General features: G+C 67.3%; 18 protein-coding genes. 6 read left to right on the top strand and 12 right to left on the bottom strand.

Annotation, left to right across the window (positions count from 1 at the left end; translation table 11 throughout):
• Positions 1-68: 68 nt before the first annotated feature.
• Both ACWIEX_RS22965 and ACWIEX_RS22960 read left to right on the top strand, forming a co-directional pair.
• Positions 69-1,049 (top strand): lipid A biosynthesis lauroyl acyltransferase, encoded by a 981-nt coding sequence (locus ACWIEX_RS22965; protein ID WP_454035237.1) that lies wholly within the window; start codon positions 69-71, stop codon positions 1,047-1,049.
• A 68-nt stretch (positions 1,050-1,117) separates the two neighbouring features.
• Positions 1,118-1,885: a DUF1223 domain-containing protein gene (locus ACWIEX_RS22960; protein WP_454035236.1), complete on the top strand. Its 768-nt coding sequence runs from the start codon at positions 1,118-1,120 to the stop codon at positions 1,883-1,885.
• A 206-nt stretch (positions 1,886-2,091) separates the two neighbouring features.
• Here the strand turns inward: ACWIEX_RS22960 and ACWIEX_RS22955 are convergent, their stop codons facing one another.
• The 3 genes from ACWIEX_RS22955 to ACWIEX_RS22945 form a co-directional block, all read right to left on the bottom strand.
• On the bottom strand, positions 2,092-2,697 hold the full coding sequence (locus tag ACWIEX_RS22955) for a TPM domain-containing protein (RefSeq protein ID WP_454035235.1): 606 nt from the start codon (positions 2,695-2,697) through the stop codon (positions 2,092-2,094).
• Positions 2,697-3,500, bottom strand: coding sequence for a TPM domain-containing protein (locus tag ACWIEX_RS22950; protein WP_454035234.1), 804 nt, complete (start codon positions 3,498-3,500; stop codon positions 2,697-2,699). Before ACWIEX_RS22950 ends, ACWIEX_RS22955 begins: the two co-directional genes overlap by 1 nt.
• Before the next feature lie 142 nt (positions 3,501-3,642).
• Positions 3,643-4,194, bottom strand: coding sequence for a LemA family protein (locus ACWIEX_RS22945; RefSeq protein ID WP_454035279.1), 552 nt, complete (start codon positions 4,192-4,194; stop codon positions 3,643-3,645).
• 175 nt (positions 4,195-4,369) lie between these two features.
• Here ACWIEX_RS22945 and ggt point away from each other — a divergent pair, with 175 nt between their 5' ends.
• The gene (gene ggt / locus ACWIEX_RS22940; protein ID WP_454035233.1) at positions 4,370-6,106 is read left to right on the top strand and encodes a gamma-glutamyltransferase; all 1,737 of its coding nucleotides are present in this window, start codon (positions 4,370-4,372) and stop codon (positions 6,104-6,106) included.
• 6 nt (positions 6,107-6,112) lie between these two features.
• Here the strand turns inward: ggt and ACWIEX_RS22935 are convergent, their stop codons facing one another.
• The 4 genes from ACWIEX_RS22935 to ACWIEX_RS22920 form a co-directional block, all read right to left on the bottom strand.
• Positions 6,113-6,592, bottom strand: a complete 480-nt coding sequence (locus ACWIEX_RS22935) for a hypothetical protein (protein ID WP_454035232.1) — start codon at positions 6,590-6,592, stop codon at positions 6,113-6,115.
• A gap of 3 nt (positions 6,593-6,595) precedes the next feature.
• The gene (gene rlmN / locus ACWIEX_RS22930; RefSeq protein ID WP_454035231.1) at positions 6,596-7,822 is read right to left on the bottom strand and encodes a dual-specificity RNA methyltransferase RlmN; all 1,227 of its coding nucleotides are present in this window, start codon (positions 7,820-7,822) and stop codon (positions 6,596-6,598) included.
• A gap of 102 nt (positions 7,823-7,924) precedes the next feature.
• A complete protein-coding gene (locus ACWIEX_RS22925; protein ID WP_454035230.1) occupies positions 7,925-8,347 on the bottom strand; it encodes a GFA family protein in 423 nt (140 codons plus the stop codon).
• 13 nt (positions 8,348-8,360) lie between these two features.
• Positions 8,361-8,957, bottom strand: coding sequence for an invasion associated locus B family protein (locus ACWIEX_RS22920; protein ID WP_454035229.1), 597 nt, complete (start codon positions 8,955-8,957; stop codon positions 8,361-8,363).
• Between the two features lie 183 nt (positions 8,958-9,140).
• Between ACWIEX_RS22920 and ACWIEX_RS22915 the strand changes: the two genes are divergently transcribed.
• Entirely contained in the window at positions 9,141-10,115 is a 975-nt protein-coding gene (locus ACWIEX_RS22915; RefSeq protein ID WP_454035228.1) for an NADPH:quinone oxidoreductase family protein, read from the top strand.
• A gap of 161 nt (positions 10,116-10,276) precedes the next feature.
• Here the strand turns inward: ACWIEX_RS22915 and ACWIEX_RS22910 are convergent, their stop codons facing one another.
• Positions 10,277-10,558 carry a YkvA family protein gene (locus ACWIEX_RS22910; protein ID WP_454035278.1) on the bottom strand — a complete coding sequence of 94 codons (282 nt, stop codon included), beginning with the start codon at positions 10,556-10,558 and terminating at the stop codon, positions 10,277-10,279.
• Between the two features lie 271 nt (positions 10,559-10,829).
• Between ACWIEX_RS22910 and ACWIEX_RS22905 the strand changes: the two genes are divergently transcribed.
• Positions 10,830-11,615 (top strand): SDR family NAD(P)-dependent oxidoreductase, encoded by a 786-nt coding sequence (locus ACWIEX_RS22905; RefSeq protein ID WP_061966507.1) that lies wholly within the window; start codon positions 10,830-10,832, stop codon positions 11,613-11,615.
• A gap of 3 nt (positions 11,616-11,618) precedes the next feature.
• On the opposite strand, the gene ACWIEX_RS22900 is transcribed toward ACWIEX_RS22905, so the two are convergent.
• The 4 genes from ACWIEX_RS22900 to ftsY all read right to left on the bottom strand — a co-directional run bounded on the left by ACWIEX_RS22900 (position 11,619) and on the right by ftsY (position 14,839).
• Entirely contained in the window at positions 11,619-12,335 is a 717-nt protein-coding gene (locus ACWIEX_RS22900; RefSeq protein WP_454035277.1) for an RES family NAD+ phosphorylase, read from the bottom strand.
• Entirely contained in the window at positions 12,329-12,742 is a 414-nt protein-coding gene (locus ACWIEX_RS22895) for an MbcA/ParS/Xre antitoxin family protein (protein ID WP_454035227.1), read from the bottom strand. The genes ACWIEX_RS22900 and ACWIEX_RS22895 overlap by 7 nt, the downstream gene beginning before the upstream one ends.
• 190 nt (positions 12,743-12,932) lie before the next feature.
• Positions 12,933-13,571 (bottom strand): septation protein A, encoded by a 639-nt coding sequence (locus tag ACWIEX_RS22890; protein WP_454035226.1) that lies wholly within the window; start codon positions 13,569-13,571, stop codon positions 12,933-12,935.
• Positions 13,568-14,839 carry a signal recognition particle-docking protein FtsY gene (gene ftsY, locus ACWIEX_RS22885; protein WP_454035225.1) on the bottom strand — a complete coding sequence of 424 codons (1,272 nt, stop codon included), beginning with the start codon at positions 14,837-14,839 and terminating at the stop codon, positions 13,568-13,570. The genes ACWIEX_RS22890 and ftsY overlap by 4 nt, the downstream gene beginning before the upstream one ends.
• A 157-nt stretch (positions 14,840-14,996) precedes the next feature.
• On the opposite strand from ftsY, the gene ACWIEX_RS22880 reads away from it, so the two are divergent.
• Positions 14,997-15,659 (top strand): RluA family pseudouridine synthase, encoded by a 663-nt coding sequence (locus ACWIEX_RS22880; protein WP_454035276.1) that lies wholly within the window; start codon positions 14,997-14,999, stop codon positions 15,657-15,659.
• Positions 15,660-15,684: the final 25 nt, after the last annotated feature.

The following is a 15,684-nucleotide window of genomic DNA, read 5'->3' as shown; positions in this document are numbered from 1 at the left end:
CCTGCCCCAGATCGCCCGCTTAAGGCCCGGTCTTGCTCTCGGCACGGGCGTTTCAGGCAGGACCGACCTTGAGACGATTGAAGGCTATCGCCGCGCGCGCCGGCGCCGCGGTGATGATCGGCGTGATCCGCGCCCTGTTCGGCTTCCTGCGCCTGCTCGGGCCCGAGCGCGCCAGCGATCTCGGCGGCTGGCTCCTGCGCACGGCGAGTCCGCTGATCCCGGTCAACCGCGTCGCACTCGCCAATATCCGCGCAGCCTTCCCCGAGAAGGACGAGTCCGAGGTCAGGCGCATCGCGCGCGGGGCCTGGGAGAATCTCGGTCGCGTCGCCGGCGAATACGCCCATCTCAAGACGCTCTTCGATTACGACTACCACAACCCCGACAAGCCCTCGCGCGTCGAGGTCAAGGGCATCGAGCATTTCATCGCGCTCAAGGACGACGAGAAGCCGGGCCTGATCTTCTCGACCCATCTCGCCAATTGGGAACTGCCCGCGATCTGCGCGCAGGCCTACGACCTCGAAACCACCGCGGTCTTCCGCGCCCCCAACGACCCCGCGATCGCCGCCGTGGTCCACGAGATTCGCTCCGGCGCGATGGGCGGGCTTGCCGCCGCGAAACAGGGCGCGGCCTTCGCGATGCAGGGCGTTCTGGAGAATGGCGGCCATCTCGGCATGCTGATCGACCAGCATTTCACCCGCGGCGTCGTCGTGCCGTTCTTCGGCCGCCCGGCCCTGACCAATCCGATCATGGGCAAGTTCGCCAAGCGCTTCGAATGCCCGGTCCATGGCGTGCGCGTCATCCGCCTGCCGAACCATCGCTTCCGGCTGGAACTGACGCCGCCGCTCGACCTGCCGCGCGACGCCAATGGCGAGATCGACGTGCAGGGCGCGATGGCGATGATGACGGCCGTCGTCGAGGGCTGGGTGCGCGAATATCCCGAGCAATGGCTCTGGATGCATCGCCGCTGGCGGCCCAATATGATCTCGGCTGCCGCGCGCGAGGCCTTCGATCACGCTCACGCGACCGTGCCGGTTTTCAAGGCAACGTGATTTCCCTCGTGACGGGATTGCGGGCTTTGGTAACCTCCGGAAAAGAAGTCGTCCGCAGAGTCCTGATCATGTCCCCTCGCCCGCGCCATCTCGCAGCGACCGTTGCAGCCTTTGCCCTCGGCATGGCGGCGGCCCAGGCGCAGACGCCCGCGAAGCCTCCCAAGGCGGTGATCGAGCTCTTCACCAGCCAGGGCTGCTCCTCCTGCCCACCGGCCGATGCGCTCGTCGTCGAGCTGGCCAAGGACCCCGAGCTGATCGCGCTCACCCTGCCGGTGACCTATTGGGACTATCTCGGCTGGAAGGACACGCTCGGCAAGGATTCCTTCGCCAAGCGCCAGAAGTTCTACGCCAAGGCCCGTGGCGACGGGCAGGTCTACACCCCGCAGGTCGTCATCAACGGCGCCGCCCATGCGATCGGCTCGGAGCGGGCCGAGATCGAGAAGGCGGTGAGCCAGTTCGCAACGACCGGGTTCGCTGCCCGGATTGCCCTGAAGGAAGAGAACGGCGCGCTCCAGATCCAGGTCGCTCCGACCGGAGGCGAGAGCGAGGCCACGGCCGGCATCTGGGTATTGCCCACCACGCATCAGGCGGCGGTGCCGATTGCGCGCGGCGAGAACCAGGGCCGCACGCTGTCCTACGCCAATGTCGTGCGCGGCATGGTGCGCGTCGGCGACTGGACCGGCAAGGAGACGACCGTCACGGCGCCGCTCTCGGCGACCCAGGCACCCGAGGCTGACGGCTATGTCGTCATCGTCCAGGCCGAGCGCCCCAGCAAATACGGCCATATGATGCCCGGCGCGATCCTCGGCGCCGCAAGGGGGCTGGCCAAGCGCTGAGCTGCTTTCGCCCCGCCGATCAGCATAGACACGACTGGATTGATCCGGTCACCCCCTTGTCATTCCGGGGCTTCGCGCAGCGAAGAACCCGGAATCCACGACCGGACGAGCGGATAACAACCGGGTACAGAACGTCTCACCCAGTCGTGGGTTCCGGGTTCGCGCCTGTGGCGCGCCCCGGAATGACAACCGCGGTGCCTGTGCTGCTACAGCAGGATGACCTTGTTCGAGAGCTCGTCGGTATCGCCGGGCACCGGCGGCACATGCTGTCCCAATACCGCCCCGACCGAGCCGACGGCCGCGATCAGTCCTTCGGTCAGTCGATCCTCCCGCGCCGCCGCGAGCAGGGGTTCGATGATGCCGCGCCAAGTATCCTTCTCGACCAGCCCGTCGATGCCGGTATCGGCGAGGATTTCCGCATAGCGTTCCTGCAAGGCGATATAGAGCAGGACGCCCGTGCGTCCCTTGGTCCGGGTCAGCCCCCGCGCCGTGAACTCGCGCAGCGCCACGTCATGCGCGCGCCCGCGCTTGACGAAACCGGGCACGAAGCGTCCGCCGCGGCCATACCAGAGCAGGCTCGCCAGCAAGCCAACGGCACAGAGCAACTGGATCAGGAAGATCCGCTGCGCGCTCATCACCGTCAGCGACAGGAGCGGCCACGGCACGACCAGCGCCAGCGCCAACGCCAGCATCACCGGGATATTGCGATAGCTCGCCGCCGCCCGGTCGATCACCACGACGATCTCGCCCGCGGTCAGGCTTTCGGCCCGGCGCACGGCCTCCGCGATTGCGTCCCTGTCGGCTGCGTCCATCACCAGTCTCCCGAAGCCCCGCCGCCGCCTGACGAGCCGCCGCCACCTGAAAACCCACCGCCGCCCGAGCTCCAGCCGCCTCCGCCGCCGCTCCACCCCGAGCTGGAACCCGAACCGGTGCTCCAGCCCGTGCTCTGCGGCAGCGTCACCCATTGCCCGTTGCGCAGACGATGCCGGCGCGCACCACCCTGCCGGCTCAGGCCACGCAGGAAGGCGACGATGAACAGGAAGATGAGGATCATCGCGATGACCACCGCGATATCCTCGCCCAGCGTGCTCTCGTCCGAGCGCACCTCGGCCCGGCGCTGCCATTCCTCGGCATCGCCCGCGAGAATGGTCAGGATGGCATCGACCCCGGCTTCGATCCCCCCGGCGAAATCGCCGGTCTTGAACTTGGGCGCAATCGCCGTGGTGATGATGACCTTGGAGAGCGCATCGGTCAGCGCGCCTTCGAGCCCATAGCCGACCTCGATGCGGACCTTGCGCTCCTTCGGCGCGACGATCAGCAGCGCGCCGTTGTTCTTCGCCTTTTCGCCGAGCTGCCAGTGCCGGAACAGCCCGTTGGCGAAATCCTCGATGGTGATGTCCTGCAGCGAGGGAACGGTCGCGACGACGACCTGGTCGGAGGTCTTGTCCTCATGCGCCTTGAGCTTGTCTTCGAGCCGCTGCCGAACATCGGGCGCGAGCAGGTTCGCACCGTCGACGACCCGCCCCGTCAGAGCGGGATAGGTCGGCTCGGCGGCGAGGGCGAAGCTGCTCCAGAGCAGAAGCAGCAGGGCGGCAACCGCATGCCAGAGCGTCATTCTCGGGCGAAGCCCTCGGGTCCGATCTTTGATCGGCCCAAGGATAAACTCCGCGCAGACCCGAGAATCTCGGGCAGGAGATGCTCGGGTCAAGCCCGAGCATGACGTGCGAGCGGATACCACCGCTTTCAGCCGATCGACCTCAGAACTTCACCGCCGGCGGCCGTTCGGCACCCGCGGTCGCGGTGAAGGTCTCCATCGGCTTGGCGCCCCAGAACAGCTTCGCCCAGATCACGCCGGGAAAGGTGCGGATCTCGGTGTTGAAGGCCTGCACTGCCTGGATGTAGTCGCGCCGCGCCACCGCGACGCGGTTCTCCGTGCCTTCGAGCTGCGACTGCAAGGCGAGGAAGTTCTGGTTGGACTTCAGCTCCGGATAGCGCTCGACCGTAACGAGCAGCCGTCCGAGCGCGCCGGTGAGCTGGTTCTGCGCGTCCTGGTATTCCTTGAACTTCACGGGGTCGTTGATGGTCGAGGCGTCGACCTTGACCTGGCTCGCCTTGGCGCGGGCCTCGATCACGGCGGTCAGCACCTCGCGCTCCTGCGCGGCGTAACCCTTTACCGTCTCGACGAGATTCGGGATCAGGTCGGCGCGGCGCTGATACTGGTTCTGCACCTCCGACCAGGCGGCTTTCGCCTTTTCCTCCAGTGTCGGCACGTTGTTGTAGCCACAACCGGCAAGCACGAGGCCGAACATGCCGAGGACGAGCCAGGCGAGCGGGCGGCGAAGATGGGTCGAGAAAGACATGCCGAAAACCCCTTTTGGCAACGTCAGAACAATCGATTCGGACCTTACCCGCCAGCGCCCGCCCCTCCAAGCTGTCAGGTCGCGGCGAATGGCCTATCCTGCGATTCCTCACCGGAGCTTCGCCATGCGCCTGTCTCTTTTCATCTCGCTGCCCCCCGCCTTTCTGGCCGCCCAGATCGCCGTCGCCCAGCCCCAGGCGCCCGCCCCCGAAGCCGCGACCGGGCGCGCCACCAAGGCACTTGGCACGGCCCAGCGCTTCATGGCCGCCGCCGCCAATCCCTTGGCCGCGACGGCCGGGCGCGACATCCTGCGCGCCGGCGGCAGCGCCACCGATGCCGCCATTGCCATCCAGCTCGTGCTCAATCTGGTCGAACCACAGAGTTCCGGCATCGGGGGCGGTGCCTTCTTCGTCCATTGGGACGAGGCCGGCCGCAAGGTGACGACGCTGGACGGACGCGAGACCGCGCCTGCCGCTGCCAGGCCCGACCGCTTCATGAAGGACGGCAAGCCGATGCCGTTCCGCGAGGCCGTGGTCGGCGGCCGCTCGATCGGCGTGCCCGGAACGCTGAAGCTTCTGGAAGAGGCGCATCGCCGCTGGGGCAAGCTGCCCTGGCCCGATGTCGTCGCCCCCGCGCTGAAACTGGCGGATGAAGGGTTTACGATCTCGCCGCGTCTCAATGGCCTGCTCGCCGGAGAAAAGGATCTGCCGAAAAACGCCTTGGCCGCCGCCTATTTCTACGAGCCGGACGGAAAGCCCAAGGCGGTCGGCACCGTCCTGAAGAACCCGGCCTTCGCGACAACGCTGCGTGCCGTGGCGGCGCAAGGTTCGGAGGCCTTCTACAAGGGGCCGATCGCCGAGGACATCGTCGCGACGGTTACCGGCCATCCGACCAATCCCGGCGACATGACGCTGGCCGACCTCGCCGGCTACAAGGTCGAGGAGCGCGAGGCCGTCTGCGGCGCCTACCGGATCTGGCGGCTCTGCGGCATGGGTCCGCCGAGCTCGGGCGCCGTCGCGCTCCAGCAGATGCTCGGCATCCTCGAAGGCCAGGACCTGCGCCGGATGGGGCCGGGCGCCGAGGCCGCGCACTGGTTCAGCGAGGCCGGCCGGCTCGCCTTCGCCGATCGCGCGCTCTATCTCGCCGATCCCGCCTTCATCAGCGTGCCTGTGCGTGGGCTGATCGACCGCGACTATATCCGCTCGCGCGCCGGGCTGATCAGCCCCGAGCGCTCGATGGGCCGCGCCAAGCCCGGCGATCCCCCGAACAAGCGGGCGCAACTGCTCGCCCCCTCCGACGGCATCGAGAACGGCACCAGCCATATCTCCGTCGTCGACGCGGACGGCAACGCCGTCGCCATGACCACCACGATCGAGGACGGCTTCGGCTCGCGCCTGATGACCAAGGGCGGCTTCCTGCTCAACAACGAACTGACCGATTTCAACTTCGCACCGGAGGAAGACGGCAAGCCCGTTGCCAACCGCGTCGAGCCCGGCAAGCGCCCGCGTTCCTCGATGGCGCCGACTCTCGTCTTCGATGCTTTCGGCCGGCTCTATGCCGTGGTCGGCTCGCCCGGCGGCAGCCAGATCATCGGCTATGTCGGCAAGACGCTGGTCGCCCTGCTCGACTGGAAGATGGACCCGCAGCAGGCCGTCGATTTCGGCAATTTCGGCAGTCGCAACGGCCCGACCGAACTGGAGAAAGGCACCGAAGCGGAAGCCTGGAAGGCCGCGCTGGAGGCAAAGGGCCACGAGGTCCGCCTGCTGGAGATGACTTCGGGCACGCAGGCCATCGTCAAGACGCCGGAAGGCTTTCTGGGCGGCGCCGACGGCCGCCGCGAGGGCGTCGCGATCGGGGACTGAGCAGAGCTAGGCTTGAGCCGGGCGCTCGCCACCAGCGCCGCGTCCGGCGATCAGCCAGTAGACGAAGCCCGTCGCCGCGCCGACCAGGAAGAGCCCGGAGATGATCTGGAGTTCGGCCGTGCTCGGCGCGCGCGACAGCCGGAGCATGGCGAGCGGCAACAGCGCGGCAAGAAGCCCGGTAAAGCCGCTCTGCAGCAGGCCGCTGCGCAGGCGGAAGAGTTCCGAACCGACCGCGACCAGCACCACCGGCGCGACAATGATCGCCAACCCCAGCTTGCCGATCAGGGCAAAGGCCGCCTGTGCAGCCGGCGCCGGGTCGATCCCGCTCTCGGCAAGCCCGAACAGGATATCGATCAATCGCTCGATGCCGCCGCCGATCAGCATGGCCACGGCAGGCGAAGCGAAGCTCGCCATTCCCAGGAAGCACACGCCCGCCCCCATCGCAACGAGGCCGGCGAACGGAATCAGCAATAGCCAGCGCAGCAACGCTTACTCCGCCGCCACGGCGGGCGCGTCGGCTTGCGCCTCGTCCAGCATCAATCGGGCGCGGGCGGAGAGCTTCTCGGTCTCGCTCTTGAGCTGGCCGCAGGCGGCGAGGATGTCGCGCCCGCGCGGGGTGCGCACCGGCGAGGCATAGCCGGCGCGGAAGACGATCTCGGAGAAGCGCTCGATCCGGTCCCAGTCCGAGCACTCGTATTTCGTGCCCGGCCAGGGATTGAACGGGATCAGGTTGATCTTGGCCGGAATGCCCTTGAGCAGGCGGACGAGCTCGCGTGCCTCGGCATCGGAATCGTTCACGCCCTTGAGCATGACATACTCAAACGTAATCCGTTTTGCATTCGAGAGCCCCGGGTAGTTCCGGCAGGCCTCGAGCAGGTCCTTGATCGGGTATTTCTTGTTGAGCGGAACCAGCTCGTTGCGCAGGTCGTCGCGCACCGCATGCAGCGAGATCGCCAGCATCGTGCCCATCTCCTCGCCGAGCGGGCCGATCTGCGGCACCACGCCCGAGGTCGAGACGGTGATGCGCCGGCGCCCGATCGACAGGCCCTGATCGTCGGTGATCACGCCGATCGCATCGCGCACGCCGTCGAAATTGTAGAGCGGCTCGCCCATGCCCATGAAGACGATGTTCGAGACGAAGCGCCCGCCATCATTCGGCACGAAGGCGCCGTCCGGCGCCCCACGGTTCGGGAAATCGCCGAGCCGGTCGCGCGCCACCATCACCTGGGCGACGATCTCCTCGGTCGTGAGGTTGCGCACCAGGCGTTGCGTGCCGGTATGGCAGAAGGTGCAGGTCAGCGTGCAGCCGACCTGGCTGGAGACGCAGAGCGTACCGCGGTCGACCTCGGGGATATAGACGCATTCGATCTCGGCGCCGCGATCATGCGGACCGGTCGAGGGCATGCGCATCAGCCATTTGCGGGTGCCGTCGGTCGAGACCTGCTCGGCCGTGACGCTCGGCAGGTCGAGCGAGAAATGCTCGGCGAGCTGCCCGCGCAGCCCCTTGCCGATCGTCGTCATCGCGTCGAAGTCGCGCACGCCGTAATGGTAGATCCAGTTCCAGAGCTGGCCGACGCGCATGCGCCGCTCCTTCTCGGGCACGCCGATCTCGGCCAGCGCCTCGGTCAGGCCAGCGCGGGTGCGCCCCACCAGCGAGGGGCATCGCAAAACGGGTTCGGCCGCCGGAGCGGCGGTAGCGGGAACGGATGCGGTCATCGGAGCTCTGTCGTCGCCCATCGGGGAAGGCGCGGGATTTCGCGGCTCCCTAGCACAAATCGCGGCAAATCGGAAATTGCGCGATTCGAAGACGATCTCCGACTAGGACGCATGCCCCTCGAATTGCGGCAGATCGTCGGTGATCTCGTACCAGGGCGCCTTCGAGCCGACGAAGATGTGATGGTTCGGCCGAATGCCCGGCGCATCGTCGAGCGTCCCCATCGCGACATGGACATAAGCCCCGTCGCGGACCACAGAGAACAGCAAGGAGCCGCAGCGGTCGCAATGCGCATTGTGATTGTCGAGCTCGCCGACGATCAGCAGGGCGTCGGCACCGGCGGTGACCGCGAGCTTGGCACGCTCGATGCCGGCGAAGGGCTTGAAGGCCGATCCGGTCGTGCGTCGGCATTGCGCGCAATGGCAATTGGCGGCGTAAAGGAAGGCGTCTGCAACCTCGAAACGAGCCTGCCCGCAATAGCAGCGGCCTCTCAGCCGGCGTTCCGATGCGGGTGCGCCCGAGGCCATGGCCCGAAGCGCCTTACTTGCAGGCGTCCTCGGCCCGCTTGACGATCTGGCTGATGCCGGCGAGCGAGTACTTGTCGCTGGTCGGGTTGCCGCGCTTGGAGGTGCCCTTAATCTCCAGCCCGGAGCCACGGCGCAGCGCATCGAGCATCCGCGGCTCCTCGGCCGGGTTCTTCAGCCACATGTTCTGGCCCTTGGCGACCAGCGCGAAGCGCTCGCTGCCGATGATCGCCTGATGCTCGACGCCTTCCTTGAGATCGAAGTTCATGACGAAGCTGATCTCGTTGCGCACGCCCTCGCCCGGCCGGCTCGAAACGAAAAGCAGGCCTTCGACATCCTTGAGATTGGCAGGCATGCGGGCTTCGGCCTTGGACAGGGCGTAGCAGACCTTGGAGCGGCCCTGCTGGGACGAGAACGCCTGCCATTTGCCCGCGGTCTCGAGCAGCATGGCCTGGCCCTGACCCGAGCTGGCCGCGGCAGCGGCAGGCTTCGGTTTGGCAGGCGCGGCCTGCGCCGGAAGGGCGGCAGCGCCGAAGACGCCGGCCATCAGGCAGAGCGCGAGGGCGGAGCGGGAAGGAGCGGCGTCGCGGATGCGGAGGAACGAGCTGATCATGGACCGCCATCAGTCACTAAAAATCTTAATACCGCGTTTACCACCTGTTGATCGGGCGGATCGCGCGGACGGCGGCATAGAGTGTCACGATCCTGGCGAAAATACGAATGGCGGCAGGCCGGTTCCGTGCCGCTTGCGATCATGCCAGAATCGGGACCGGTCACGGCGAATGGCGGATCAACAATGAAAGCCCTGCTTTGCGAGCATCACGGCCCCGCCGAGGAGCTGACGATCCGCGATCTGCCCGACCCGGAACCGGGCCCCGGCGAGGTCGTCGTCGCCGTGAAGGCCGCCGCCCTGAACTTCTTCGACACGTTGATCATCCAGGGTCGCTACCAGACCAGGCCGGCCTTCCCCTTCTCGCCAGCGGCCGAATGCGCCGGCATCATCAGCGCTATCGGCGAAGGTGTCACCGGCTGGCAGATCGGCGAACGTGTCGCCGCCTGGCTCGGCTACGGCGCTGCACGCGAAAAGGTCGCGGTCTCCGCTGATCAGATCATCCGCATTCCCGAGCGGCTCGACGATGCGCAGGCGGCCGGCCTCTTTGTCACCTATGGCACCGCGATGCACGGCCTGATCCAGCGCGCGGGGCTCAAGCCCGGCGAGACGCTCGCCGTCCTCGGCGCCTCCGGCGGGGCGGGGCTCGCGGCCGTCGAGATCGGCGCTCTGCTCGGCGCGCATGTCATCGCCTGCGCCTCGTCGCCCGACAAGCTTGCGCTCGCCCGCGAGCACGGCGCGCAGGAGGAGATCGACTATGCGCAGGGCGATATCCGTGCCGAACTGAAGAGGATCACCGAAGGCCGCGGCGTCGACGTGCTCTACGACACCGTCGGTGGCGAGCTCGCCGAGCCGGCCCTGCGTTCGATGGCCTGGGAAGGGCGCTATCTCGTCGTCGGCTTCGCCGGTGGCGAGATCCCGAAGATCCCGCTCAACCTGCTTCTGCTGAAAGGCTGCGACCTGCGCGGCGTGTTCTGGGGCCAGTTCGTCGCACGCGAGCCGGGCGCCCATCGCCGCAACATGGAACGCCTGCTGGACTGGGCGGCGAACGGCCATGTCCGCGCCCATGTCCATGCCAGGATCCCGCTCGAGCGCTGGACCGAGGCCTATGCGCTGATCGCCGACCGCAAGGCGAAGGGCAAGATCGTGCTGACGCTGTGACGGCCGAGTTTCAAGAATACCTTGATAACCCTCAACGCCGCCATCCCGGGCGACCGTAGGGAGACCCGGGATCCATTCCGGAACCGTTCAGGCATGGATCCCGGATCAGCGCCGCTGACGCGGCTTGTCCGGGATGACCGTGTGTTTCCCGTGAAAGCGAACTAAAGCTCCGCCAGCGCCTGCTTCGCCCGCTCGCGATGCTCGGGCGTGATCGAGCCGGCGACGGCCGCGATGGCAGCCGCGATCACCGCCGCATCGTCGGTGAAGCCGAGCAGCGGCATGATGTCCGGCAGCGCGTCTATCGGCAGCACGAAATAGCCAAGCGCGGCGAGCAGCGTCATCCGCACGCGCCGCGGCGTCGCCGGGTCTCGCGCGCAGAACCATGCGGCCAGCAGATCCCCGGCAAACGGAATACGCTTCGCGACGCGCTTGAGCCGGGTCATGAGATCGGACCCGAACTTGGCCTCGTCACGCAGGCTCTTGCGGATCGCCTCCATTTCCTCGCGGCTGAAGCTTGCGCTGAACCCCTCGCTCATCCCTGTCTCTCTCCTTGGCGTTCGCTGACGCCGATCATCGCGCACCTGGAATCGGCACGCCATGTCGAAAGATGGCCCCGCTGCAATCCTGCACAAGAGGGGAGCCGCAAAACCCGCTTGGAACGGCACGAAACGCCCTCTAAACCGTCTTCAGAACAGGATTGACGGGAAACGCCCCATGAAACTCGACTCCTCCCTTGCTGCCGTCGTCACCGGCGGCGCCTCCGGCCTCGGCGAGGCGACGGCGCGCATGCTGGCGAGCGAGGGCGTCAAGGTCGCGCTGCTCGACCTCAACGCCGAGCGCGGCGAAGCGATCGCCAAAGAGATCGGCGGCGTCTTCGCCCATTGTGACGTCACCAGCGAGGCTTCAGTCGACGAAGCCCTCGCCAAGGCCCGCGCCGCCCATGGCGTCGCCCGCATCATCGTCAACTGCGCCGGCATCGCGCCCGGCCGCCGCGTCGTCTCGAAGAAGCGCGACACCGGTGAGCTCATCGCGCATGACCTCGCCACCTTCGAGAAGGCGGTCGCGATCAATCTGACCGGCACATTCCGGATCATCGCCAAATCGGCGGTCGCGCTGGCCGGGCTCGATCCGGTCACGGCGGATGGCGGCCGCGGCGTCATCATCTGCACGGCCTCGGTCGCGGCCGAGGACGGGCAGATCGGCCAGGCCGCCTACGGCGCCTCCAAGGCCGGCGTCGTCGGCCTGACCCTGCCGGTCGCGCGCGATCTCGCCGGCGTCGGCATCCGCATCGTCACGATCATGCCCGGCCTGTTCGAGACCCCGATGTTCGCGGGCCTGCCCGACGACGCCAAGGCCTCGCTCGCGGTTTCCGTGCCGCATCCCTCGCGCCTCGGCCGCCCGGCGGAATACGCCGCGCTCGCCCGCAGCATCATCGAGAACGACATGCTGAACGGCACCGCGATCCGCCTTGACGGCGCGATCCGCCTCGCGCCGAAATAGGCTTCAGACGATCCGGAAAACCTCGCCGGCGCTGCGATCCCGGTAGAGGTCCACGCGTTCGCCGTTCCAGTGATAGTCGAGATGCCGCCCCTGCACCGGGTGGCCAGCGCCATCCGGATAGAACAGCCCGACGCATTCGCCGCCGGGGCAGCGCACGCTCGGATAGACGATGCCCGCCGAGCCAAGCCCCCGCAAGCCGATGCCGAGCGTCTGGCTCGCGGCATAGTCAGCAGGGTCGAGAACCGACGCAGCCTCGGCCCCGAGCGGCCTGATATCGTGAAGCTCCGCGTCGACCTCCAGCACGATCTCGCGAAATTGCGAGGTCCAGCCCGGCGGTTGGGCTGTGGCCAGCATGAAGCGGGCGTGGTGGTGGATCGTCTCTAGCAGCGCCACCTCGAAACGGTTCCCGACATAGAGCACGCCGAAGCTGCCATCGCTGAAGCGGCTCGGTCGGTCCGGGCTGACATGGGTGAAGGGCGCCATCAGCCAGCTCGCGCCCGGCCCCGAGACGCGCCGGTCGGACGGCACCAGATCGAGATTGCCGATCGTCTCCATCAGGCGCGGATTGGTCTTCTGCTCGGCCGCAATCAGCAGCGGCCAATCGGCGGGGTCGGCGATATCCTCGAACAGGTCGATCGGCGGGAAGATACTGCGGATGATCCGGACCGCGCCGCGCCATTCGATCTCCGCGACCGGCAGGCTCGCCGGATCGATCACCAGGCGCCCCGTTCGGCATCGAGCAGACGGCGCACCCGCATCAGGTCGGTCAACTCACCGCCGAGCATCACATCGACAGCCGTTTTACCACCGAGATCGGCATTCGCCCGCTTGATCCAGTCATAGCCGCGCTGCGGCTCGGCGAAGATCAGCCGGAGCGCCTTGTGAATGCCCATCAGGTTGGAGAGCCGGGCCTTGCCGTCGCGCGAGATGCGGCCGATCTCGCCGGCTTTCCAGCGCCGATAGCTCCGGACCGGCAGGTCGATCAGGACCGCCGCTTCCTCGTCGGTGATCCGCCAGAGCCGGAACAGGTTGACGGCGGCGCGGAACATCGCCGCCGCCTCGTCATCCGTAATGGGATCGGGGACGAAATCGCGCTGGGCCGTCTCGATGCGCAGCAGGGCCGTCATGGCATCATTCTCCATTTGGCATAAAATGGAGATAATATTGCCAAATGGCAAGAGCTAGCAAAACCACCCTCGTCATGCCGGACAAGCCGCGCAGCGGCGCCGATCCGGATCCATGCCTGAACAGTCCCGGAATGGATCCCGGGTCTGCGCTTCGCTTCGCCCGGGATGACAGCCTGGAGGTTGCTGGACCTTACTCGTCCGTCTTCGCCGGCTTGAGCTCGTGCTTCAGGATCAGCGGGGTCTGCGCCAAGGCGAAGATCATGGTCAGCGGCATCACGCCCCAGACCTTGAAGGCCACCCAGAAATCCTGGGTCTGGGTACGCCAGACCACCTCGTTGAGGGCCGCCAGCACGAAAAAGAACAGGCCCCAGCGGAAGGTCAGCTTGCGCCAGCCCTCCTCGTCGAGCTGCAGCACTGTCTCCAGCACCAGCGAGAGCAGCGAGCGCCCGAAGAACAGCCCGCCGAGCAGCACCGAGCCGAACAGCGCGTTCACGATGGTCGGCTTGACCTTGATGAAGAAGGCGTCGTCCAGCGCCAGCGTCAGCCCGCCGAAGACGGTGACGACGATCGCGTTCACGATCGCCATGCGCGGCAGATAGCCCATCAGCACCCGCGACAGCGCCAGCGCCACAAGCGAAGCGGCGATGAAGATGCCGGTCGCGACGAAGATGCGCCGGTCCTCGGCCACGTGGAACAGCCGGTCACCGTAGGAATTGGCGAAGAAGAAGATCGCCAGCGGTCCGAATTCCAGCGCCAGCTTGAGCAAAGGGTTGACCGCCTTGCCCTTGCCCGCCGCCTCGACTGGAACCTGCTGAGTCGTTTCGCTCACGCCGCTTCTCCCAATCCCGCCACGGCGCGGGCGAAGTCGCGCGCCGAGAACGGCTCCAGATCGTCGACGCTCTCGCCGACGCCGATGAAATGCACGGGCAGGCCGAACTGCGCCGCCAGCGCCACCAGGATGCCGCCGCGCGCCGTGCCGTCGAGCTTGGTCATGACCAGCCCGGTCACGCCCGCCGTCTCGCGGAAGGCCTCGACCTGCGAAATCGCGTTCTGCCCGACGGTGGCGTCGAGCACGAGCAGAGCCGCATGCGGGGCGTTCGGGTCCTGTTTACGGATGACGCGCACGACCTTGGCAAGCTCGTCCATCAGCCCTTGCTTGTTCTGCAACCGGCCGGCCGTGTCGATCAGCAGCACGTCGGTATTGTTCGCCTTGGCCTTCTGCAGCGCCTCAAAAGCGAGGCCGGAGGCATCGGCGCCCTGCTGGCCGAACACGACCTCGGCCCCGGTGCGCTCGCCCCAGACCCGCAATTGTTCGATCGCCGCAGCACGGAAAGTATCGCCGGCTGCGAGCATCACGGATTTGCCCTCGGCGCGGAATTTCGCCGCGAGCTTGCCGATCGTCGTGGTCTTGCCGGAGCCATTGACCCCGACCATCAGCAGCACGAACGGCTTTTTCGTGGCGTCGATCATCAGCGGCTGGGCGACGGGCAGGAGGATCGTCTCGACCTCGCGCGCCAGGATCGCCTTCACCTCGGACGGCTCGATCTGCTTGTCGTAGCGCCCGTCGCCGACCGCCTTGGCGATCTTCGCCGAGGTGGCGAGACCGAGATCGGCCTGGATCAGGATGTCTTCCAGATCCTCCAGCGTGCCGGCATCGAGCTTTCGCTTGGTGAAGAGCTCGGTGATCCCCGTCGTCAGTGCCGAGGAGGTCCGCGACAGCCCCTCGGTCAATCGCCGCCACCAGCTCCGCTTCGGCTGCGGCGCAGGGGCGGGAGCGGGCTCGGGGGCAACGACCGGTTCGGGCTGCGGAGCCGCGACGGCAGCGATAGGCTCCGGCTCCGATGTAGCCGGAGGTGCAACATCCTCAACTGGAACAGGCGGCGGGACGGGCTCGGCAGCCGGCGCCTCGATGGCAGGCGCTTCCGCCTCGACAGCCGTCACAGGAGCAACCCCTTCGACGTCCGGCTTCGGCTCCCCGACAGGCTCGACGGCCTGCTCGGTCACCGTCTCGGGCGCGGGCGCCGGTGTGGCCGGTTCCTCGTCGCGTCCGAACAGCCTCGAAAAGAAGCCGCGTTTCTTCGGTTCGGTCTCGCTCATCGTCGTCCTGTCTTCGGTTCGGAGGCTGTCTTCGGTTGCGCCGCCGGGCCGGGTTGGGTAGCGCAATGCCATGGCAGCGCCGGACCGACCAGAAAATTCGCAATCCCCCGGGCAGATCGACGAGGAGCTGCCGGTGCCGCTGCTCTATCGCGACGCCATGATGCTCGTCATCGACAAGCCTGCCGGCCTGCCCTCGCATCGCGGCCCGCAGGCCAAGCGCCGCATTATCCCGGTGCTGACCGATTACCTCGATGCACTGCGCTTCGGCCTGCCGCGCAAGCCGGAAGCCGCCCACCGGCTCGACAAGGACACCTCCGGTTGCCTCGTGCTGGGCCGCCATCCCCGCGCCATGGCCGAGATCAACCAGATGTTTCGCGACGGGCGGATCGGCAAGACCTATTGGGCGATCGTGCAGGGCAACCCTGCGCAGGACGAGGGATTGATCGACCTTCCGCTCGCCAAGCGCTCGCCCGAGCGCGGCTGGTGGATGAAGGTCGATCCCGCCGGCCTGCCCTCCCAGACCCGCTATCGCGTGCTCGGCCGTGGCGAGAGCGAGCACGGCCCGCTCGCCTGGCTGGCGCTGGAGCCTCTAACGGGTCGCACCCACCAGTTGCGCGTCCATTGCCAGGCCTCGGGCTGGCCGATGCTCGGCGACGAGATCTATGGCGATGCCCCGCGCGAGGGCGGGCCTGGCCTCCAGCTCCATGCCCGGGCGATCACGATCCCGCTCTACAAGAAGCGCGATCCGATCCGGGTCGAAGCTCCCTCGCCCTCCCATATGCTGGCGGCGCTCACGGCTTGCGGCTGGAACAAGGTTTAGAACGCGTCAACGCCGCGCCAGCGAC

The organism is Allobosea sp. NPDC055353 (genome assembly GCF_053644975.1).
This window is presented reverse-complemented; position numbering and strand designations above follow the sequence as displayed.